Genomic DNA, 21447 nt, shown 5'->3' on the forward strand with positions numbered 1-21447 from the left:
TTCACCTGTAGGGTCTCGACCTATCCTAGTGCATCCGCAGGATTCAAGTGTCTTCTGCTACATTCCACTAAAGTGATTACAGTGCAATAAATTCCTAAGAAAACATCATGCTATTATTCACTTAAACTCGTTGCCCAATCATATGATTTTAAATATGGATCAGGTTTTACTTGTTCACCTGAATTCCAAACCTCTTTAAATTGACCATCAGTTTGAACTTCTCCGATTCGTACCGTTTTATAAATATGCTGAGTTTCTCCATCGATTTTAACAACCCCGCCAGGGCCATTAAATTCAATACCATCAGATGCTACTTTCACTTTATCAACTTCAAACGAACCAGCCTTCTCTACAGCTGCTTTCCATAAATAAACGGCAATATAAGCTGCTTCTATAGGATCACCAGTAACTCGATCATCACCATATTTTGCTTTGTAATTTGCAACAAATTCTTTATTTTCAGGAGTATCCGTTGTTTGGTAATAGTTCCAAGCAGCAAAGTGACCCGCTAATACATCTGTTCCAATACCACGAATTTCTTCTTCTGCTACACTAACTGACATAACAGGAATATCCTCTGCGGTAATTCCTGCATCTTCTAGTTGTTTAAAAAACGCTACATTACTGTCACCATTCAATGTATTAAAAATTGCATCTGGTTTTGAAGATTTGATTTTGCTAATAATTGTGTTGTAATCTGTATGACCAAGTGGTGTGTATTCTTCTGCAACAACTGTTCCACCTTTTGCTTTTAGTTGCGCGTTAACAATTTTGTTTGCAGTACGCGGGAATACATAATCAGATCCTACTAAGAAGATATTTTTACCTTGATTCTCAATCATCCAATCAATTGCAGGAACAATTTGTTGATTTGTTGTTGCACCTGTATAGAAGATATTTGGAGATTGTTCCATACCTTCATATTGAACTGGATACCAAAGTAATCCATTGTTTTGTTCTACAACAGGCAGCATTGCTTTACGACTAGCAGAAGTCCAACCACCAAAAATTGTTGCTACTTTATCTTGTTGAAGTAATTTTCTTGCCTTTTCAGCAAATGTCGGCCAATCAGATGCTCCATCTTCAATGATCGGTTCAATTTGCTTTCCAAGAACTCCTCCAGCTGCATTTATCTCTTCAATTGCCATTAATTCTGCATCACGTAAGGAAACCTCACTTATCGCCATCGTACCGCTTAATGAGTGCAGTATCCCTACTTCAACTGTGTCACCATCAACAGTAGCTTTAGTGTCACTTCCTGTAGTTGTTGCTTCAGGCTCACTTGTTTGAGATGAACAAGCACCCAGCATAACTATTGTTGACATCATTAATGCTAAAAACCTCTTTTTCACTTTCATGAATGAACAGCCCCTTTTAATTAATGGAATCTTCTAACAGTAATGTTACTAAACATAACTTTCTATGTAACAAAACATAACATCACTTTATATTTCACATTATACAGAGTTTTAATTGATATACAATGAATTTTTTAAATTTTTTTAATATTTTATTATGTAAACGTTAACAAAATAGACTTTTTCTGATTTAACATTCGGATTAAAAGGAAAACTATTTACTGATAAAACCTCACTCATTAATTCCGACAAATTCCTTGTTATACTTTCTTACATAGATATTGTGATGTTGAATTTGTAACTTTAATGGTGTAAATTACGACAATGTAAGTAAGAAGACATAAAAAGAAAGGAAGATAATCTTGAAGATGTTGATAAAAAACTGGTTTATTTTATTGATCATGATAATACTAGCAGGGTGTGGAACAGGAAATGCAAATAGTAATACTGAAACGGAAGGAAGTAAAAATGGTGAAGATAATCAAATTATCGCTGGAGAAATGGTAGCCAGTTTAACAGAATCTAGTCCTTTACATTACACCTATAAAGTTAAGAACCAAACAGAAGAAGTTGTAAAACTGGAGTTTACAAGCTCACAACGAGTTGATTATCAAGTAATAACAAAAGAAGGAGAGGAAATTTTTCTATTCTCGAGTACAGCATCATTTCTTGCAGCATTAGGTAGTGAAGAAATAAAACAAGGTGAAGAATTTACTTATGACATTAATTTGTCTGAATTAAATCTTTCAAGTGGAGAATATGAGCTTTCAGTATGGATGACACCTAAAGAGGGTAAAAAATACGAAGTGAGTAAGAAGTTCACAGTGAACTAACTTTCAATTTCAATTACTTCTTCTATAAAAATTATACAGGCTGGGACATAAGTATTTAAGCTAATGATAAACCCGAATAATTAGGTGATACTTTAATTAATCATTCGCCTAATAGTTCGGGTTTTTATTTGCTGTCTTCAATAGATTTTTTGATTTTATATAATATTTTTAAGAACTAGTGGAATGTAGCGGAAGACATTTGACACCTGCGGGTGCAGAGGAAAGGCTCTAGACCCCACAGGCGCGCAGCTTACGAGGAGGCTTAGCTTCCTCCCCGGCGAATCTTATGTCTGCAGCGCAATGGAACGAACTTGTTTTTTCAACTTAACTGAATTAAGATTTGTTCGTCTTTTTGTATGACATCTTTAATTATGTCCCAGCCTCTATTAATCTGAAAAAAAGTAATCTCTTTTCTTTAATGATACATTAAGAACTAAACCAATCCCCATCATACTTGCCAAAACAGAGCTCCCTCCATAACTCATAAGCAATAAAGGAATTCCTGTGATCGGTAACAGACCTGTTACCATTCCGATATTTTGAAAGCTATGGAAGGTAAAGAGTGCCACCATTCCAATACATATGTAAAACTCAAAAATTTCCTTCCTCACATACATTGCAATTCCTAGTATTCTATAAATAATAAAGAAATATAGAGCAATGACTATTGATCCACCTAAAAAGCCAAATTCTTCTGCTACAATAGTAAAAATAAAATCTGAGTGTGCTTCTGGTGTATAAACATTACTATTTTGAAAACCTTTCCCTTCAACCATTCCAGACCCTATAGCATGAAGCGATTGATTTAATTGGTAACCTATACCTTTAGCGTGTTGTTCTGGATCTAACCATGAATAAATTCTGTTTAACTGGTATGTCCCAAAAACCTCCAAAAGAATGTCTGGATTTGTTATAAAGAGATACACGAGTATCCCAACCATTCCTAGTAGAACAAACACGATAAAGCTAATTATCCTCCAATCTATACCAGATAAGAAGATGATTGAAATCGTAATAACAAGGATGACTAACGAAGAACCAAAATCATTTTGCATCAAAATTAATAGCATAGGCAAAAATGACGTTACACCTATTTTAATTAATAAATATAAATCTTGTTTAAACGTTCTTCGATAATCGTCTCTATAATGACTTTGTGTTATTTTAGCAAGCATTAAAATTAAAAATATTTTCATATATTCAGAGGGTTGTATCGAACCAAATCCAGGTATAATAAACCATGACTTTGCACCATTACGAACTGGTGCAATTGAATCAGGCGCAATTAATATCCCTATTAATAAGAGGACTCCAATTCCATAAAAAAATGGCGCTAGCTTACTTATTTGTTCAAAATCAAAGAGAAAAATCAATCCTGCAACAACAATACCTAAAACAAACCAAATAATCTGCTTCATTACAAAATTTTCATCATATTGAGCATACTTTTGAGCACTAAGAATACTCACACAGCTACAGATCATTAGTAAAAATAAAAAAAAGATAAGTGAAACGTCAAAATAAGCGTATTTTTTGGATGTCAAAGAAATCACCATTTCTACTATTTAATTTTTTGGAGTGTAAAATAAAGAAAATCCACCTCTTATTTATTAAGTTACCATAAATGAGGTGGATATTATACAAATATTAGGTTATTTTACTAAAATTTGATTATCTTCCAACAAACATCTGTGTCCAATGGTGACCATTTTTATCATATCCTACACCGATATGAGTAAAGTCCTTACTCAAGATATTTTTGCGGTGACCTTCACTATTCATCCAAGCTTCAACAACTTGCTGTGGGGTTTGTTGTCCTTGGGCAATATTCTCACCTGCTGTTTTATAAGTTACGCCAAAATCACGCATCATATCAAATGGTGATCCATAAGTCGGACTTGTATGTGAGAAATAATTATTTTGTCTCATATCTTCTGATTTCTTTTGAGCAACTCCATTTATTTGAGTATCTGCTTGTAAATCAGGAAGACCATTTTTTCGTCTTTGTTGATTGGTTAATTCAATAACCTGTTGAACTGCTTCATTCATGTTTTGTGCAGGCTGTTGTGTTTCAGGTTGTTTTTCTGCTTGATTTTGCTCTTGCTTAGGAGCAGGTGCTGGCGCTTGCTGTTCTTGCTTTGGTTGAGCCGGTTCTTGTGCTTGTTGAGTTGGTGCTTGTTGCTCATTTGCCTTAGCCTGTTGTTTTGCTTCTTGTTGTTCTTGTTTATTTTGTTGTGCTTTCTCTTGAATTTGCATTTGTGATTTTTGATGTTGTTGAGCTAATTGTTGTGCTCGTTGAGTGCCTTGTTGTTTTTGTTGTTCAATAAATTGGTTTGCACGCTGTTTTGCATCACCAGCATTATTGGCAACAAACTTATATTTTGCTTCTTGAACGACTATCGCCTTTGTATGTGGGTAATTTTTACTCGACAAATCTGTTTTGGAACTAGAAATTGTCATGCCATCTAAATCACCATTTGTTAATGAATCATCAGGAACAAAATCTAAGTTGTTATCATCGTTAATTGTTCCAAAACGACGATCATCGTCAAGCCCATTAGGCATTGTCTCTCTCGTATCAATTTGACGAGCAAACGGCCCATAGGTATGATTACCGTTGTCATTTACATTTTGAACATCTCTTGTGCTTAATCTATTTTCATCAAAGGCTCCGTCATTATTATTACAACCAACAAGCCCTACAACTAAAGCACTTGCAGCGATAAAACCTACTTTTTTCTTTATCAAACATAACGCCCCCTTTTACATTGAAAATACTTACCATCCTATTTTCCTTCATTTTGATGAAAATATAGGTGGTAATTTTATTTTCAATTGGAGGCTTTGAACTCATTTTGTTAAAAAAACCATAAAAAAATACTCAGACCATTGATCTAAGTATTTTTCATTAAAACTTATTTAGACACTTCTTGAATAATAGAAACCACTAATTCTGCCGTTTTTTCTAATTCTTCTATAGGCATTTTTTCATTTTTTGTGTGGATGTCTTCATATCCCACTGCCAAATTGACTGTCGGAATTCCATTTCCCGCTATAACATTGGCATCACTTCCGCCACCACTTGTTTGTAGTTCACTAGTGCGCCCAATGTTAGCAGAAGCCCGCTTAGCTACCTCTACAACATGATCTTCATCTGCAAATTTAAAGCCAGGGTACATAACCTCTACCTCTACTTCTGCACGACCTCCCATTTCAGCAGCAACAGTTTCAAAGGCCTCTTTCATAGCAGCCACTTGTTTTTCCATTTTTTCTGGAATTAATGATCTTGCTTCTGCCAAAATATGTACTAAATCACAAACAATATTTGTTTGTGTTCCTCCTTCAAAACGACCAATGTTAGCGGTTGTTTCATGATCAATTCTTCCTAAAGGCATTTTCGAAATTGCTTTAGCAGCTATAGTGATAGCTGACACACCTTTTTCTGGTGCAACACCTGCATGTGCCGTTTTTCCGTAGATTGTAGCCCTTACCTTAGCTTGTGTTGGAGCAGCTACAATAATAGTACCTACTTTTCCATCACTATCTAAAGCATAACCAAATTTTGCAGTCATCAAGGACGGATCTAAAGCCTTTGCACCAACTAAACCAGATTCCTCGCCAACTGTAATAACAAATTCAATCTTCCCATGCTTAATTGATTGTTCTTTTATTGTCTTTATTGCTTCAAGCATTGCAGCTAATCCTGCTTTGTCATCTGCACCAAGAATTGTCGTACCATCTGTAAAGACATAACCATCTTTAACACTTGGTTTAATACCATTTCCTGGTACAACCGTATCCATATGTGAAGTGAAGTAGATTGTATCTATACCATCCTTCGTCGCTGGTAATGTACATACTAAATTACCTGCACCATGTCCTGTAATAGACATAGTATCATCTTCTACAACGTCTAAGCCTAAAGCAGAAAACTTTTCCTTTAGCACTTTAGCTATTGCTGCTTCATGTTTTGTTTCTGAGTCAACTTGGACAAGTTCTAAAAATTCATCTAATAATCTTTTTTTGTTAATCAATTTATGTACCTCCTACAATTAAAGGGGAATATTCCCATGCTTTTTTATTGGTCGAACTTCTTTTTTTGTTCTTAACATCTCAAGAGCTTGAATGAGCTTTAACCTAGTATCTCTTGGGTCAATAACATCATCAACCATCCCTTGGCTAGCCGCAACATATGGATTAGCAAATTTTTTTCGATATTCCTCGATTTTCTCTGCTCTGGTTTTGTCAGGATCTTCACTATTTTGGATTTCTTTTGCAAAAATAATATTAGCCGCCCCTTGAGGACCCATTACGGCAATTTCTGCGTTTGGCCAAGCATACACAAGATCTGCACCTATTGATTTACTATTCAAGGCTACATATGCTCCACCGTAAGCTTTTCTTAAAATGACTGTTAATTTAGGTACAGTCGCTTCAGAATAAGCAAATAAGATTTTAGCTCCATGTCTAATAATTCCTCCATGCTCCTGCTTAACACCTGGGAAAAATCCTGTAACATCCTCAAACGTTATTAGAGGTATTTGAAAGGAATCACAAAAACGAATAAATCTTGCCGCCTTATCTGATGAATCAATATCTAAACCACCAGCCATAACTTTTGGCTGATTACAAACTAGCCCAACTACCTCACCTTTTATCCTCGCTAGACCAATAACAATATTTTTCGCAAAACCTTTTTGTACTTCCATAAATGAATTCTTATCAACAACTTGATCGATGACAATTCTAACATCATAAGGCCTTATAGAATCAAATGGAATTAAATCAGTTAGTTCAGGTCGATCATGTGTTTCTTCTTCAAAAGAAGATCTTGGTGGTTTTTCTTCATTATTTTGTGGCAGGTAACTTAACAGCCTTCGAACTTGAAGCAATACTTCTTCCTCTGTAGAACCAGCAAAATGAGCATTACCACTAATTGTATTATGTACAGCTGCTCCACCTAAATCTTCAGAGCTAATTTTTTCTCCTGTAACTGTCTCAATGACCTTTGGACCTGTAATAAACATTTGACTTGTTTGTTCTACCATAAAAACAAAATCAGTAATAGCAGGAGAATAAACTGCTCCACCTGCACATGGACCTAAAATGACAGATAGCTGAGGAATAACACCAGAATAGATCGTATTGCGATAAAAAATTTGTCCATAACCATCTAATGATAACACACCTTCTTGAATCCTCGCACCGCCTGAATCATTTAAGCCTATAAAAGGCGTTCCATTTTGAGCAGCTAAATCCATGACTGCAGCTATTTTCTTCGCATGCATCTCACCTAGGGCTCCACCAAAAACTGTGAAATCCTGTGAAAATAGATATATTGGTCTGCCATTGACTTTTCCATAACCTGTGACAACACCTTCACCAGGTCCCTTTGTATCTTTTAATCCAAAATCATTGCAGCGATGCTCCATAAAAGGATTGATTTCTACAAATGTACCATCATCTATCAATAAATCAATTCGTTCTCTTGCTGTTAGTTTACCCTTTTCATGCTGTTTATCAATCCTTTCATCTCCACCTCCCAATTCAATCTTTCTTCTCCGCTCATATAATTCATTTATTTCCCCATAGATATCCTTTTGCATTTACCTTTCCCCCCGCTTTTTTTCACAGAACTCAATCAATACATTATTAACTGCCTTTGGATGGATAAAAGCAATCTCCATATCTGCTGCACCCTGTCTCGGCTTTTCATCAATAAGAGGTAATCCTATCTCTTTGATTTCTTGTATTCGAGATTCAATATTCTCAACCCCAAATGCAATATGATGGATACCTTCTCCCTTTTTAGCAAGGAACTTTGCAATTGGACTATCTTGTGATGTTGGCTCTAATAATTCAAGCTTTGTATTTCCTGCATGTAAAAAAGCAACCTTTACTTGCTGTGTTTTGACTTCTTCAAAGCCTAATAAATCAAGCTTTAACACATCTATATAAAACGACAACGCCTTTTCTATAGATTGTACTGCAATTCCGATATGATCTACTTTATTTTTCATTTAGACATCCAACCCCTTTGTTGAAAACGCTACCATTACAGATAAATTCTCTTTTTGAATAGAATTCTCCTTCTTATTCGTCGAATTTCTTTCACATTTTACATGTTGTCCTAATTCCTTATTCACGATAAAATAATACGTACAAGGAGTGAAGTATAATGTCACGTAAAACACAAAAAATCGTTGTATATTTAATGATAGGTGTAATGCTAATTACAACCTTACTTGCTGGTGTTTCTGTTTGGTTTTAATCTCTTTATATTTAAAGTACTGATATATCATTACTTTTACATTTTATTATCTTTCAAACATAAAAATGAGTCTAAGGGCAAAAGAAAACTTTCGCCACAATAGACTCATTTTTTTAATGCACCATATTCTATTCCTAGCTGTTCAAAACTTTCTTGAGAATTAATTATTAAAACATTTGTTCCTACAGGGACTTTCTCATATAACTTTTCTACATTTTCATTTTGGAGCCTTACACAACCTTGAGTAACATAATGACCAATCGATTCTTTTTTATTCGTTCCATGGATACCATAAATTCGACCATCTGTATCTTTTGCATTAAAGCCTATCCACCTAGTGCCTAAAGGATTATTAGCATCTCCACCTGGTATATCTTTTTTTCGATAATAAGGATTTATTGCTTTTACTGTTATCGTAAACTTCCCTTCTGGAGTATGTTCTTCTGTCACTCCAGTAGCAACGTGAAAAATATCTTTTATGTCATTTTCATTTATATATGCAAGTTCATTCGTTTGTTTATTTATAATGATAAACGGATCTCCGACGATCGGGTTTTGTCCTAAAGGCCAAATTGGTGAAGATATGATAAAAAATAAAAGAAGCATTGTTTTCATTCCATCAACGTCCTTTTATTCTTAATATGTTCAAGGAATATGAAATAAATACTACTCGTTTGCTTTCATCCCCTTAAATTGACTTTTAATAACTAAGTAGTTCTCCATTTCCCTTAGAAAGTGAAATAGAGCAGCTCTCACCTCAAATTCCTCTCGTGTGTCTGGTAAATCCATTTCCTCTATTTCTTGTCTCATTTTAAATAATTGCATAAGAAATCTATTTGCTGTATTTCCCGGATGAATATTTAATCTTAATTCATGTATAAAATCAGCTATCATTCTACTTTGATCTATTGCGATATGTATCGAAGTGATAATTGGTATGACTCTTTCAATGATTTCAAATTGTTTTTCTCTCATTTTGAAGTAATGATAGTATGTATTTTCATGTCGTAAAAAATGGTTTTCAACATCACGAAAAGCAAGGGTTTTGGCTTCATCAATTAAAATCGCAGTTTTGGTAATTTCCTTGCCATCCCATTTCCGATCTTTTTCAAGTAAATACAGCTCAATTTCTTTAAAGATATTAGCAATATTATCCTCAATTTCTTCCTGATAATTCTTCAGCTTTCTTTCTACACTTGGCATATACAAGTTCATGATTAGGGCCATCCCAATACCAATCGTTACTAATAAAAGTTCATTACCTATCAATCCAAATGTTATCTTTTCCGCACTATATAAATGAAAAATAACAACTGTGCTTGTAACAATCCCTTCAGTCGCTTTAACAATAACAGTCGTTGGAATAAAGAATAATAGTAATAAACCAATAACTATAGGATGATAGGTAATTCCTTCAAAAAAGACGAATGAAAATACCATAGCAATAGAACAGGCAAGAAATCGTGCCCAGGAACTTTTTAATGATTTCTTTTTTGTTACTTGTATACATAATATCGTTATAATTCCTGCTGATGTATAATTTTGAAGTTGTAGAAACTCAGCAAGCATAATAGCAATTGTTGTTCCTAAAGCAGTCTTTGCTGTTCGATACCCAATTTTAAACATTAAGCTTCTCCCCATTTTCTGCTAAAAAGTTCTTAAATCCATATAATTAACTTATGGGCCATTATAGGCTATTTCTAATAACTCTCAAATAAGGTTAACTGTTCGTATTTATGATACATAGTTTACACTAAATAAAGCAAAGACATAGCTTTCTTCTTCAAATTCTCAACTATTTTAAGATGAGAAAAAGAATCTGGGATTAACTAAAGAAGTCATACAAAAAGACGAATAAATCTAAATTCAGTTAAGCTTAGAGAAACAAGTTCGTTCCATTTCGCTCCACTAGTTCTTATAATAGTATGCAAAATCAAAAAATCTAATGAAGACGGCAAATAAAAACCCGAATTATTAGGCGACTGAATAATTGAAGTATCACCTAATAATTCGGGTTTATCATTAGCTTAAATACATATGTCCCAGCCTCTTTTGTGAATTATAACATTTTTTCTAAAAATAGCTGAGCACGCTTTGTTTTAGGATTGGAGAAAAATTCAGTTGGTGGAGCATCCTCAACAAGCTTTCCTTCATCAAGAAATAGAACTCGATCTGCTACTTCTTTTGCAAACCCCATCTCATGAGTAACAATAGCCATCGTCATACCTGTCATTGCCAAGTTTTTCATAACATCTAACACTTCTTTTACCATCTCAGGATCAAGCGCAGATGTAGGCTCATCAAAAAGCATCACTTCAGGTTGCATCGCAAGAGCTCTTGCAATGGCAACTCTTTGCTTTTGGCCCCCTGATAATCGATTTGGAAATTCAGAAGCTTTTTCAAGCAAACCAACTTTATCCAATAATTCTTTTGCTTGTTTTTCCGCTTCTTGCTTTGATAAACCCTTAACTGTAATTGGTGCATACGTTAAGTTATCAAGTACAGATTTATGTGGAAATAGATGAAAGTGCTGAAAAACCATCCCCACATTTTGCCTAAACTTAGCTATATCGGTTTTTGCATTTGTAATCTCTTGATTATCAAACAAAATCTTCCCTGAAGTTGGTTGCTCTAATAAATTTAAACACCTTAAAAAGGTAGACTTGCCTGAACCAGAAGGTCCTATTATAGCGATCACTTCACCTGAAGCAATATTTGTAGATATACCTTTTAACACATTTAATTTACCAAACGATTTATGCAAATCTTCAACTTTAATCACTACGTCTCATTCTCCCTTCAATACCCTTACCTAGGAGTGTTAACACCATAACTAATAGATAATAAACTAAACCTGCAAATAATAATGGTGCAAAATAATTGTAAGAATCTGCTCCAACTTGGTATGCACGTCTCATGATATCCTGAACACCAATAACTGTCACAATCGCTGACTCTTTTGTTAATGTTATAAATTCATTCATTAATGCTGGTAAAATATTTTTAAAAGCCTGTGGTAAAATAATATCCTTCATCATCTTTGAATAAGGAATACCTAATGCCATCGCAGCCTCTTGTTGTCCTTTATCAATTGCATTTATACCTGCTCGTATAATTTCCGATATATAGGCACCAGAGTTCAAAGTAAATGCTGCAACTGCTGCTGGATATGGATCTATTGGAAAACCAAGAATTTGTGGAAGTCCAAAATAAATAATAAGTAGCTGTAGTACTAAAGGTGTTCCTCTAAAAATAGACGTATAGGCATCCGCAAACCACATTAAAGGTTTTATTCGACTAATTTTACATAACGCTAAAATGATTCCCCAGGCAAACCCAAGTAATAAGGATAATACAACAATTTTTAATGTAACCCATACCCCTTCTAAGATAAATGGAAGGGATGGAACGATTGATGAGAAATTCAATATATCCACTTTTATCTAATTCCTTTCATATATAAACATTAAAAAGGCTGACAAGTATTATTGTCAGACCCTTTTATATAATCTGTTATTTTTGATCTCCGAACCATTTAACGATTAATTTATCAAGTTCGCCATTTTCTTTCATTTCTTTTAATGCAGCATCAAATTCTTCAGTATATTGACTTTCTTTTTGGAATGCAATTGCTGAACCAGCTTCTTCAGATGAATCAAGCGTAAAACCTGCTAACTGGTCGTCTTTTGCGAAATAACCATTAGCTACTGTATCTTCAATAATTGCCGCATCAATTCTTCCAGCCTTTAATTCTTGAACAAGCTCTGAAATCTTATTACGATTTTCAACTTTGATTGTTACTTCTTCAGAAATTTCAGCAGCTTTTTCTTCTTGAATAGAACCAAGCTGAACACCAATTGTTTTACCTTTTAACTCTTCGATACTTTTTACTTCATTATCCTTTAAAGAAACAATCATGTGATTCGCTGTATAATAAATATCTGTAAAATCTACATTTTCAGCACGTTCTGGTGTTGGAGTCATCCCAGCTAATACTAAATCTATTTGTTTTGCTTGAAGAGCTGGGATCAAGCTATTAAAATCCATATCTTGTACTTCTACTTTGTAACCAGTTTTTTCTGCTAAAGCATTTACTAGATCAATGTCAAACCCGATAATTTCGCTTCCTTTTGCTGTATCAATATATTCAAATGGTGGATAATCAGCAGAGGTAGCCATTTTTAATACTTTTTGCTCACCAGATTCAGCACCAGTGTTTTGTTCACTTTCATTTTTTGCCGTACCACATGCTGATACTAACGCAACAACTAATATACTTATAATGAATAACGATATTTTCTTCATAATAGTTTCCCCCTATAATTTCTAATGTGTATGTTTTCTATGCATAAAAAACTAATATTTATTCGATATTTTGTATTTTAACACATACTAATAATTATGCAATATGTATTTATAAAAATGTAATTATCTATGTTTTTTGTATATTTTAAGTTTTCTGAAATAGTTTTCGATATAATAGAACATTATATATAATTATCCATTTCGGATATTTTCTATAGAGGATAAGAGGAGAAAATAAAAAATAGAGCTGTTTTTACGTCAATAGAAATAGACCAAATCATGTTGATTTGGTCTATTTCTATTGATCACATTTAAAGATTAAGTTTGATATAACCTAATTTTTTAAACTTCTTCGCAATATTCATCAAATGCTGCTTGTAGTTTTGCAACAACTGACATTGGATCATGTCCTTCAATTTCATGACGCTCTACCATTGTCATAAGCTGTCCGTCTTTTAGCAATGCAAAAGAAGGAGAAGACGGTGGATACCCTATAAACATTTCACGTGCACTAGCTGTAGCGTCTTTGTCTTGTCCAGCAAATACTGTAACTAATTGATCTGGGCGCTTGTCAAAGTGAACAGCATGAGCAGCTGCTGGTCTTGCAATTCCACCTGCACATCCACAAACACTATTAACCATTACTAGAGTTGTTCCTTTTTTATTAAGTGTTTCATTTACATCCTCTGGAGTTTTTAACTCTGTATATCCTGCAGCAACTATTTCTTTACGTGCTTGTTGTACTACATCATTCATAAATAAATTAAAATCCATACTCAATGAAATCTCTCCTTTTAACATCAGTAATACTATTTTACCAACAAGTTAATGTATTGAGCAAATTGTTAGCTTAATAATCTATTTCCACTTAATAATATTTTGCTTTTTTAAAAAAAGCTTCTAATAAGTTAACAGCACTTGCAGAAACAGTTTTTTCTCCCTTTACAATTGCTTCTTCTAAAATAGGAAGCTTTTGTTTAATGGAAGGATGGTCATAAAATACTTTATAAAGCTCCTGCTCTACTAATGTATAAAGCCATTTCCGCTGTTGCTCACTTCTTACTTGATCAAAGACAGAGCTTGTTTTTGTTGTAATTTCAAAGTCTTGGATCACTTTCCAAATCTCATCTATACCTGTTTCTTGTATTGCTGATGCAGTTAACGCTGTTGTTGTCCATCCTTCTGTATAAGAATGTAGAAAATGAAGAATTGTATTATAATCTCTTTTCGCCATATTAGCTTTGTGTAGATTATCTCCATCTGCTTTATTAACGACAACTAAGTCTGGCAATTCCATAATGCCTTTTTTCAATGTTTGTAACTCATCACCTGCACCTGTTAGCACTAGAAGTAAAAAGAAGTCTACCATGTCTCTAACAACAAATTCTCCTTGACCGACACCCAGCGTCTCAACAAGTATCACATTATAGCCTGCAGCTTCACACAAGATAATTGTTTCTCGTGTTTTGCGACTTACTCCTCCTAGATTTCCACCAGATGGAGAGGGTCTAATAAATGCATTAGGATCTTTTGATAAACGTTCCATTCTTGTTTTATCACCCATAATACTTCCTTTTGAAACCTGGCTACTTGGATCAACAGCTAACACCGCTACTTTATATCCGTTATTTGTTAAGTATGTGCCGAAAGCATCAATAAATGTGCTTTTACCCGCACCTGGCACACCAGTAATTCCAATTCTAATAGATGTGTTTTTCTTTTGTAAAAGATCCTCTATTATTTTTTGCGCTTTTTCAAAATGACGTGGTGCATTACTTTCTGCTAGCGTAATCGCTTGAGCTAACATCACCCTATTACCATTTACGATTCCCTCAACAAGGTCATCAACCGTAACCTCGGGATTCTTTTTAATATATTTGGTCATTCTGCAACTTCCTCATAGCCCAAACGTTCAAGAATCTTATCCAAAACCTTTGTCGCAGCTACAGGTATAACAGTACCAGGTCCAAATATTTCGGACGCTCCTTTTTCCTTTAATTCAGCATAGTCCTGAAAAGGAATAACACCACCAATTATCACAACAATGTCTTCTCTACCTAATTTTTTTAGCTCAGAAATTAACTGTGGAAGCAAGGTATTATGTCCTGCAGCGAGAGAGCTTATTCCAACAACATGAACATCATTTTCTACAGCTTGAACAGCCGTTTCCTCAGGCGTTTGAAATAGTGGTCCAATATCAACATCAAATCCTAAATCCGCAAAAGCTGTTGAAATAACCTTCGCTCCTCGATCATGACCATCTTGACCCATTTTCGCAATTAAAATTCTTGGTCGTCTACCTTCCAGTTCATAAAATTGGTCTGTTTTTCCCCTTACTTTTTTTATTTCTTCTTCATTTGAATATTCTGCGCTATAAACACCACTAACAGATTTGATCATTGCTTGATGACGTTTACTCACTTTTTCAATTGCATAAGATATTTCTCCCAAGGTTGCTCTAGCTCGTGCTGCCTCTACTGCTAATTCCAATAAATTTCCTTCATTGGTTGCACTAGCATCGGTTAATGCTTGGAGTGCTTCACTAACAGACTTTTCATTTCGATTTTTCTTTAGGTTGTGAAGACGCTCTATTTGTTTGTTTCTAACTACAGAATTGTCTATTGATAAAATATCAAGTGGATCTTCTTCCTCTAACCTGAATTTATTCACACCAATAATCGCTTCTTTACCAGAATCAATTTTCGCTTGTCTTCTGGCAGCAGCTTCCTCAATTTTCATTTTTGGAAGACCTGTTTCAATCGCTTTTGTCATGCCACCAAGCTGTTCTACTTCTTCTAAGTGTTCTTTTGCTCGCTGAATTAAACTATTTGTTAGAGATTCTACATAATAAGAACCACCCCAAGGATCAATTACATCACAAATACCAGTTTCATTTTGCAGGTACAATTGAGTGTTTCGGGCGATTCGAGCCGAGAAATCAGTTGGTAGAGCGATTGCTTCGTCTAAAGCGTTTGTATGAAGAGATTGTGTATGACCCATTGCTGCAGCATGTGCTTCAAGACAAGTCCTAACGACATTATTGTAAGGATCCTGCTCTGTTAAACTCCAACCAGATGTTTGCGAGTGAGTGCGTAGCACGAGTGATTTAGGATTACCAGGATTAAATTGCTGCATCATTTCTGACCACATAAAACGAGCAGCTCTCATTTTTGCAACTTCCATAAAGTAATTCATACCAATCGCCCAAAAAAATGATAACCTTGGGGCAAACTGATCAATATCTAAACCAGCTTTTAAACCTGTTCTAATGTATTCGAGTCCATCTGCTAACGTATAGGCCAACTCAAGATCTGCAGGTGCGCCAGCTTCTTGCATATGATAACCTGAGATGCTGATACTATTAAACTTTGGCATATGTTGTGCTGTGTACTTAAAGATATCACCAATAATTCTCATTGACATCTCAGGTGGATAAATATACGTATTACGTACCATATATTCTTTTAAAATATCATTTTGAATCGTTCCTGACAGTTTCTCCTTAGCCACTCCCTGCTCTTCAGCCGTTACAATATAAAAAGCCATTATTGGTAATACGGCTCCATTCATCGTCATTGAAACAGACATCTCGTCTAAAGGAATACCCTCGAATAATATCTTCATGTCCAGGATCGAATCTATCGCTACCCCTGCTTTCCCAACATCACCTTCTACACGCGGATGATCTGAGTCATATCCTCTGTGTGTTGCTAAATCAAATGCAACACTTAAGCCTTTTTGCCCCATTTCCAGGTTACGTCGATAAAAAGCATTACTCTCCTCTGCTGTCGAAAAACCAGCATATTGACGAATTGTCCAAGGACGATTTTTATACATCGTCGCATATGGTCCACGCAGAAATGGTTTCACTCCAGGATAAGTATCTAGATGTTTTACATCCAATAAATCTTGACTTGTATAATGATTTTTTAACTGTATTTGCTCATTCGTAATATATGTTTCTACTGAAGAGTTCACATGATGATCGATATTTATAAGCGGTGCAGATGTAATAGATCGCCTTTTCATCATATACCTACCTCCATAACGTTATGAATATTGAGTAAAAACTCATACACATTTATGTCCGAAGAGATAGTTCCACTCAATCCATATTTATTCACCTTGTCTAAAGCATTATTTCCTAGCAAATAAATCTCTTCAATGTTGCTATCAGATTTTAATTTTTTAAGGTCTTCCACTTGAATAGCATCATAAGTTTTGTCTGTCCCACAGACTATAACAATTTTACTATCACTCTTAAGATCATTGAGTTTGTCATATGAAATCACATCACTATAAATGCCACCTGCAGTTAAAAGGCCAATGATAAAATCAAGCCGGGGTTTATAATCTTTTAATGTTCCGACCGTTACAATCTGTACCTTAGGGATAATTCCTGTTTGTTCTTTATAATTTATTGCATTCAACCTAAGCTTTTCAAAATGCTCCACCAAACGCTGTGTTTTTAAAGGTTCTATTTTTATCTCATCAATATTTCTACTAACTATTCCAGGTACCTTCTTTTCTACCTCTACATAATTCATTGCTTCTTCAAACGTATATACTTGTATGTTGGTTTCTTGTTTATTTTTCAGTTCAGCTTCATAGCTTACATCTAAGTGATCATTCGAATTAGCATAAACATTTGTTCCAATCACATGCAATTTTCTAGTATTTACATCATTAATTTTCTGTTTATGCATTGAGGTAATATCTTTTTGGAGTTCTCCCTTCTTTAATGTTTCTAGAAACCCACCACGTTCATCTATCTTCTTTATTTCACTCCAAGCGATTTCTGCTAACTGATTCGTTAATGCTTCCACATAGTAAGAACCATTTGTAGGATCAAATACGCCTGCTAGAAAACTTTCTTCTTTAAAAATAAATTGCATGTTTCTAGCAATTCTTTCTCCTAATTTACTAGTATTGTTAAATACAGAATCAAATGCGTCAATCGTCATTTCATCAACACCAGCCACAGCAGCTGCAAATCCTTCTGTTGTTGTTCGAAGTAAATTTACATAGATATCATTTTTTGTTTTATTATAGATCGCTGTTTTTGTATGTAAATAGATTTTTTGAGATTCCTCATTGCCGCCTAGAGCTGAAATAAGTGAAGCCCATATTTGCTTAGCAGCTCTTAGCTTTGCTATTTCCATAAAAAAATTGCCACCAATAGCAAAAGAAAAGATCATATTACGTGCAATTGTATCAATTGAAATGTTTCGATTTAATAATTCATTAATTACTTCTAAAGCGTGACTAAAAGCATAAATTAACTCCTGAACAGAATTTGCTCCAGCTTCATGATAAACATTCCCTTTAATAAGTATTGCTTTTGTCGAAAAGTGACTTTCGTCCTTCCACCTCATAATATCTGCAAGATAATCCAGCTTCGTTTCTAAACCTATAGTTTGAGAACCTGTTATTACTAGTTCTTCATATGGATCAAAAGCTATGACACCTGTGAATTTTTTTATCGTTTGTTGATCTTGAAAATGATAAAATAGCAAGCTAGCAAATCCTATGTTTTCTCCGATGTCAAAAAAGAGAGAATCATTTTCCCAATCTATTTCTTGTAGAGCAAACGTTACATCATCACTATTTTTTATAAAATCAAATTTGTTAATAAAAAAAGAGTTCTGACCACGTTTTTTCGCTTCTTGTATTTTTACTGTAAAATCTATTTGACTTTCACCAGCTATTTCCTGACTTATTTTCCAGCCACTCTTTGAGGAAATAGCTCGTTGCTTTGTTGCTTTTGTTATATTTTCTATATCACTTGAATCGTATAATGGCTTTAATTTTATTCCTTCATATGTTGAAGTGTATAAACTTTCAAACGCTTTACCCCTTAACGCTCTCTCAGCCTCTTCTTTCCATTCATTCAAACTACCGCTATTTGTAACAATTTGTTTGTCGCCCATAATATGCGCCTCCTACACAAGAGTAGGAAGCCCACCCCCTTTGACTCAAATGAATTTCTTCAACTTGGTACAGTTTATGCGGTGTTACTTCAATATAATTTAATATGAAACAATATTATTTAAATTGAATACGTTTACATTTCTAATTAAAATGTAAACCTCCCCAATTTTATTTTATTATAATTTAAATCAACTAGCAACGTAGTTTCCATTTATGGGTAAAAGTTAACATGTTTACTTATGTAATAATTTATAGAATTGCTTTTTGTACCTCTAATAATATTTAAAAACGCACTTTACGAAATTGATTTAATTTTTAAAAAAGCTTATAGAGAAATAAGGCATAATTTTCTCTACAAGCTTTTTTTGTTTTAATTTTATTGACTAACTAACTACAAAATTCAGAAGATTGAATATTAATAAATTGAAGTTGTTTCTTTAGATGTTTGTTCTAAAATTTCCTTCACTCTTGCTAAAAAGCGCCCACATATTAAACCATCTAAAACACGATGGTCCAGTGACATACATAAATTCACCATATCACGAACAGCGATCATACCATTTATGACAACTGGTCGTTTGACAATCGATTCTACCTGGACGATTGCGGCTTGAGGATAATTAATAATGCCCATAGACTGAACAGAACCAAATGATCCTGTATTATTTACAGTAAAGGTTCCACCTTGCATCTCTGAAGAAGTTAACTTACCATTTCTAACTTTATTGGCTAACTCTGTAATCTCTCTCGCAATACCTTTAATCGTTTTTTCATCTGCCGCTTTAATAACAGGTACATACAATGAATCCTCTGTTGCGACAGCGATTGAAATATTAATATCTTTTTTCTGAATAATCTTATCTCCTGCCCACATTGAATTAATTTCAGGGAATTCCTTCAATGCTTGTGCTATAGCTTTTACAAAGAAAGCAAAAAACGTTAAATTAAAGCCTTCTTTTTTCTTAAATTCATTTTTAATTGAATGACGGTATTCAACAAGATTTGTTACATCCACTTCCATCATCATCCATGCATGAGGTGCTTCATGTTTGCTTCGTACCATATTTGCAGCAATTGCTTTCCTCACACCTGAAACTGGAATTTCTATATCACCAGGTGTTACTGTGTGAGAAGCCGCAGGTGATGTTTTATTAACAGCTTCTTGCTCAGCTAACATCCTTGAATCTTCTTTATTTACTATTTCTTGTTTGTGATCTTGTTTCACAGGAATTGACCCATTAGCAATAATAGTTTGCAGATCTTTTCTCGTTATTCTCCCACCTGCACCGGTTCCGTCAACTAACGTCAAATCAATGTCATTTTCTTGTGCAAGTCTTAATACTGCTGGAGAATAACGTGCTTTATTTGGAGCATCTGTTTTGTTTTCTATAGTAGATTTATCGTTTGTTATAGAAACATTTTGATAATTTTCTTCATCAGTTATGCTTTTTGTAGTAGATGAAGTTTCTCCACCTTCAACCTCAACAGTACAAATGACTTCACCAATCGCTAAAGTTTCATCTTCTTTTGCGATCAGTTCCTTTATAACTCCTGTGAATGAAGATGGAACCTCTGCATTCACTTTGTCAGTCATAACCTCAGCAATAGGATCATATTTATTTACCTTATCACCAACTGCTATTAACCATTTGCTTATTGTACCTTCTGTTACACTCTCACCTAACTGAGGCATTTTAATTTCTTCTATCGCCACTTGACTACCTCCTTTTAAAGGCTATTCTTGTAAAATACGATATTAAAATTCAGCAAGCTTTCTTAATGCTTCTTCTACTTTATCTGGGTTAAGCATAAAAAACTTCTCCATCGTTGGTGCATAAGGCATAGCTGGAACATCTGGACCTCCAAGCCTCATAATAGGTGCATCCAAGTCAAATAAGCAGTTCTCAGCTATAATCGCAGAAACTTCTCCGATAATACTTCCTTCTTTAGTATCCTCAGTTACAAGTAACACCTTCCCTGTTTTAGAAGCCGCTTCGATTATTGCTTCCTTATCTAGGGGATAAATCGTTCTTAGATCTAACACATGAACGGATATTCCATCCTGAGCTAATCTTTCTGCTGCTTGTAAAGCAAAGTGAACACATAGCCCATAAGTTATGACAGTGATGTCTTCTCCTTCACGCTTTACATCGGCTTTTCCTATTGGCAGTACATAGTCATCATCAGGAACTTCTCCTTTAATTAGACGGTAGGCGCGTTTGTGTTCAAAATATAAAACTGGATCTTCATCACGTATAGCTGCTTTAAGTAAACCTTTTGCATCATAAGGTGTAGACGGAATAACAATTTTCAAGCCTGGTTGATTTGCGAATATTGCTTCCACAGATTGGGAATGGTACAAAGCTCCATGCACTCCACCGCCAAATGGAGCACGAATCGTAATTGGACAGCTCCAATCATTATTTGAGCGGTACCTTATTTTAGCCGCTTCTGAAATTATTTGATTTATTGCAGGCATAATAAAATCAGCGAATTGCATTTCTGCTATAGGTCTCATCCCATACATAGCTGCGCCAATACCAACTCCAGCAATTGCTGACTCTGCTAGTGGTGTATCTATTACTCGTTCTTCCCCGAATCTATCATATAAGCCTGCAGTAGCTTTAAAAACTCCACCTTTTCTACCAACATCTTCTCCAAGCACAAAGACTTTCTCGTCTCTTTCCATTTCTTCTCTCATCGCCATTGTAATAGCGTCAATATATGAAATTATCGGCATTATAGTTCC

19 protein-coding genes are annotated in these 21447 nt (G+C 34.6%); 2 read left to right on the forward strand and 17 right to left on the reverse strand.

Annotated features, from left to right (window positions below; translation table 11 throughout):
* Nucleotides 1–113: 113 nt before the first annotated feature.
* Nucleotides 114–1358, reverse strand: a complete 1245-nt coding sequence (gene urtA / locus JOC75_RS12410) for an urea ABC transporter substrate-binding protein (protein ID WP_204954373.1) — start codon at nucleotides 1356–1358, stop codon at nucleotides 114–116.
* Between the two features lie 368 nt (nucleotides 1359–1726).
* Between urtA and JOC75_RS12415 the strand changes: the two genes are divergently transcribed.
* The gene (locus JOC75_RS12415) at nucleotides 1727–2191 is read left to right on the forward strand and encodes a BsuPI-related putative proteinase inhibitor (protein WP_239589466.1); all 465 of its coding nucleotides are present in this window, start codon (nucleotides 1727–1729) and stop codon (nucleotides 2189–2191) included.
* A gap of 386 nt (nucleotides 2192–2577) precedes the next feature.
* Here the strand turns inward: JOC75_RS12415 and JOC75_RS12420 are convergent, their stop codons facing one another.
* The 5 genes from JOC75_RS12420 to mce all read right to left on the reverse strand — a co-directional run bounded on the left by JOC75_RS12420 (nucleotide 2578) and on the right by mce (nucleotide 8211).
* A complete protein-coding gene (locus tag JOC75_RS12420) occupies nucleotides 2578–3735 on the reverse strand; it encodes an FtsW/RodA/SpoVE family cell cycle protein (protein WP_204954375.1) in 1158 nt (385 codons plus the stop codon).
* A gap of 127 nt (nucleotides 3736–3862) precedes the next feature.
* On the reverse strand, nucleotides 3863–4939 hold the full coding sequence (locus JOC75_RS12425; RefSeq protein ID WP_239589446.1) for a CAP domain-containing protein: 1077 nt from the start codon (nucleotides 4937–4939) through the stop codon (nucleotides 3863–3865).
* A gap of 167 nt (nucleotides 4940–5106) precedes the next feature.
* Nucleotides 5107–6225, reverse strand: coding sequence for a tripeptidase T (locus JOC75_RS12430; RefSeq protein WP_204954376.1), 1119 nt, complete (start codon nucleotides 6223–6225; stop codon nucleotides 5107–5109).
* 18 nt (nucleotides 6226–6243) lie between these two features.
* Complete coding sequence (locus JOC75_RS12435) at nucleotides 6244–7797, reverse strand: acyl-CoA carboxylase subunit beta (protein ID WP_204954377.1); 1554 nt, start codon at nucleotides 7795–7797, stop codon at nucleotides 6244–6246.
* The gene (gene mce, locus JOC75_RS12440; RefSeq protein WP_204954378.1) at nucleotides 7798–8211 is read right to left on the reverse strand and encodes a methylmalonyl-CoA epimerase; all 414 of its coding nucleotides are present in this window, start codon (nucleotides 8209–8211) and stop codon (nucleotides 7798–7800) included.
* Nucleotides 8212–8369: 158 nt separating this feature from the next.
* Between mce and prli42 the strand changes: the two genes are divergently transcribed.
* The gene (prli42, locus tag JOC75_RS12445; RefSeq protein WP_204954379.1) at nucleotides 8370–8462 is read left to right on the forward strand and encodes a stressosome-associated protein Prli42; all 93 of its coding nucleotides are present in this window, start codon (nucleotides 8370–8372) and stop codon (nucleotides 8460–8462) included.
* Nucleotides 8463–8567: 105 nt separating this feature from the next.
* On the opposite strand, the gene JOC75_RS12450 is transcribed toward prli42, so the two are convergent.
* From JOC75_RS12450 to JOC75_RS12500, 11 genes are all read right to left on the reverse strand, one after another.
* Nucleotides 8568–9077, reverse strand: coding sequence for a L,D-transpeptidase (locus JOC75_RS12450; protein ID WP_204954380.1), 510 nt, complete (start codon nucleotides 9075–9077; stop codon nucleotides 8568–8570).
* Nucleotides 9078–9128: 51 nt separating this feature from the next.
* A complete protein-coding gene (locus tag JOC75_RS12455) occupies nucleotides 9129–10088 on the reverse strand; it encodes an aromatic acid exporter family protein (RefSeq protein ID WP_204954381.1) in 960 nt (319 codons plus the stop codon).
* Nucleotides 10089–10521: 433 nt separating this feature from the next.
* Nucleotides 10522–11244, reverse strand: coding sequence for an ATP-binding cassette domain-containing protein (locus tag JOC75_RS12460; RefSeq protein WP_204954382.1), 723 nt, complete (start codon nucleotides 11242–11244; stop codon nucleotides 10522–10524).
* Nucleotides 11237–11890 (reverse strand): amino acid ABC transporter permease, encoded by a 654-nt coding sequence (locus JOC75_RS12465; RefSeq protein ID WP_204954575.1) that lies wholly within the window; start codon nucleotides 11888–11890, stop codon nucleotides 11237–11239. Before JOC75_RS12465 ends, JOC75_RS12460 begins: the two co-directional genes overlap by 8 nt.
* 85 nt (nucleotides 11891–11975) lie before the next feature.
* Complete coding sequence (locus tag JOC75_RS12470; protein ID WP_204954383.1) at nucleotides 11976–12767, reverse strand: transporter substrate-binding domain-containing protein; 792 nt, start codon at nucleotides 12765–12767, stop codon at nucleotides 11976–11978.
* Between the two features lie 342 nt (nucleotides 12768–13109).
* Entirely contained in the window at nucleotides 13110–13547 is a 438-nt protein-coding gene (locus tag JOC75_RS12475; protein ID WP_204954384.1) for a BrxA/BrxB family bacilliredoxin, read from the reverse strand.
* An 88-nt stretch (nucleotides 13548–13635) separates the two neighbouring features.
* On the reverse strand, nucleotides 13636–14652 hold the full coding sequence (gene meaB / locus JOC75_RS12480) for a methylmalonyl Co-A mutase-associated GTPase MeaB (protein WP_204954385.1): 1017 nt from the start codon (nucleotides 14650–14652) through the stop codon (nucleotides 13636–13638).
* Nucleotides 14649–16799, reverse strand: coding sequence for a methylmalonyl-CoA mutase (scpA, locus tag JOC75_RS12485; RefSeq protein ID WP_204954386.1), 2151 nt, complete (start codon nucleotides 16797–16799; stop codon nucleotides 14649–14651). Before scpA ends, meaB begins: the two co-directional genes overlap by 4 nt.
* Nucleotides 16796–18697, reverse strand: coding sequence for a methylmalonyl-CoA mutase family protein (locus JOC75_RS12490; protein WP_204954387.1), 1902 nt, complete (start codon nucleotides 18695–18697; stop codon nucleotides 16796–16798). The genes scpA and JOC75_RS12490 overlap by 4 nt, the downstream gene beginning before the upstream one ends.
* Nucleotides 18698–19113: 416 nt before the next feature.
* Entirely contained in the window at nucleotides 19114–20412 is a 1299-nt protein-coding gene (locus JOC75_RS12495) for a 2-oxo acid dehydrogenase subunit E2 (RefSeq protein WP_204954388.1), read from the reverse strand.
* A 42-nt stretch (nucleotides 20413–20454) separates the two neighbouring features.
* Nucleotides 20455–21438: an alpha-ketoacid dehydrogenase subunit beta gene (locus JOC75_RS12500; protein WP_204954389.1), complete on the reverse strand. Its 984-nt coding sequence runs from the start codon at nucleotides 21436–21438 to the stop codon at nucleotides 20455–20457.
* Between the last annotated feature and the right edge of the window lie 9 nt (nucleotides 21439–21447).

Origin of the sequence: Metabacillus crassostreae, from assembly GCF_016908395.1 — a bacterium.
GTDB classification, from domain to species: domain Bacteria; phylum Bacillota; class Bacilli; order Bacillales; family Bacillaceae; genus Metabacillus; species Metabacillus crassostreae.

Bases quoted from the DNA above. Each gene is read 5' to 3' on its own strand.
- urtA (WP_204954373.1), bottom strand. From the start codon at position 1,358: ATGAAAGTGAAAAAGAGGTTTTTAGCATTAATGATGTCAACAATAGTT.
- JOC75_RS12415 (WP_239589466.1), top strand. From the start codon at position 1,727: ATGTTGATAAAAAACTGGTTTATTTTATTGATCATGATAATACTAGCA.
- JOC75_RS12435 (WP_204954377.1), bottom strand. From the start codon at position 7,797: ATGCAAAAGGATATCTATGGGGAAATAAATGAATTATATGAGCGGAGA.
- mce (WP_204954378.1), bottom strand. From the start codon at position 8,211: ATGAAAAATAAAGTAGATCATATCGGAATTGCAGTACAATCTATAGAA.
- prli42 (WP_204954379.1), top strand. From the start codon at position 8,370: ATGTCACGTAAAACACAAAAAATCGTTGTATATTTAATGATAGGTGTA.
- JOC75_RS12450 (WP_204954380.1), bottom strand. From the start codon at position 9,077: ATGAAAACAATGCTTCTTTTATTTTTTATCATATCTTCACCAATTTGG.
- JOC75_RS12455 (WP_204954381.1), bottom strand. From the start codon at position 10,088: ATGTTTAAAATTGGGTATCGAACAGCAAAGACTGCTTTAGGAACAACA.
- JOC75_RS12470 (WP_204954383.1), bottom strand. From the start codon at position 12,767: ATGAAGAAAATATCGTTATTCATTATAAGTATATTAGTTGTTGCGTTA.
- meaB (WP_204954385.1), bottom strand. From the start codon at position 14,652: ATGACCAAATATATTAAAAAGAATCCCGAGGTTACGGTTGATGACCTT.
- scpA (WP_204954386.1), bottom strand. From the start codon at position 16,799: ATGATGAAAAGGCGATCTATTACATCTGCACCGCTTATAAATATCGAT.
- JOC75_RS12490 (WP_204954387.1), bottom strand. From the start codon at position 18,697: ATGGGCGACAAACAAATTGTTACAAATAGCGGTAGTTTGAATGAATGG.
- JOC75_RS12500 (WP_204954389.1), bottom strand. From the start codon at position 21,438: ATGCCGATAATTTCATATATTGACGCTATTACAATGGCGATGAGAGAA.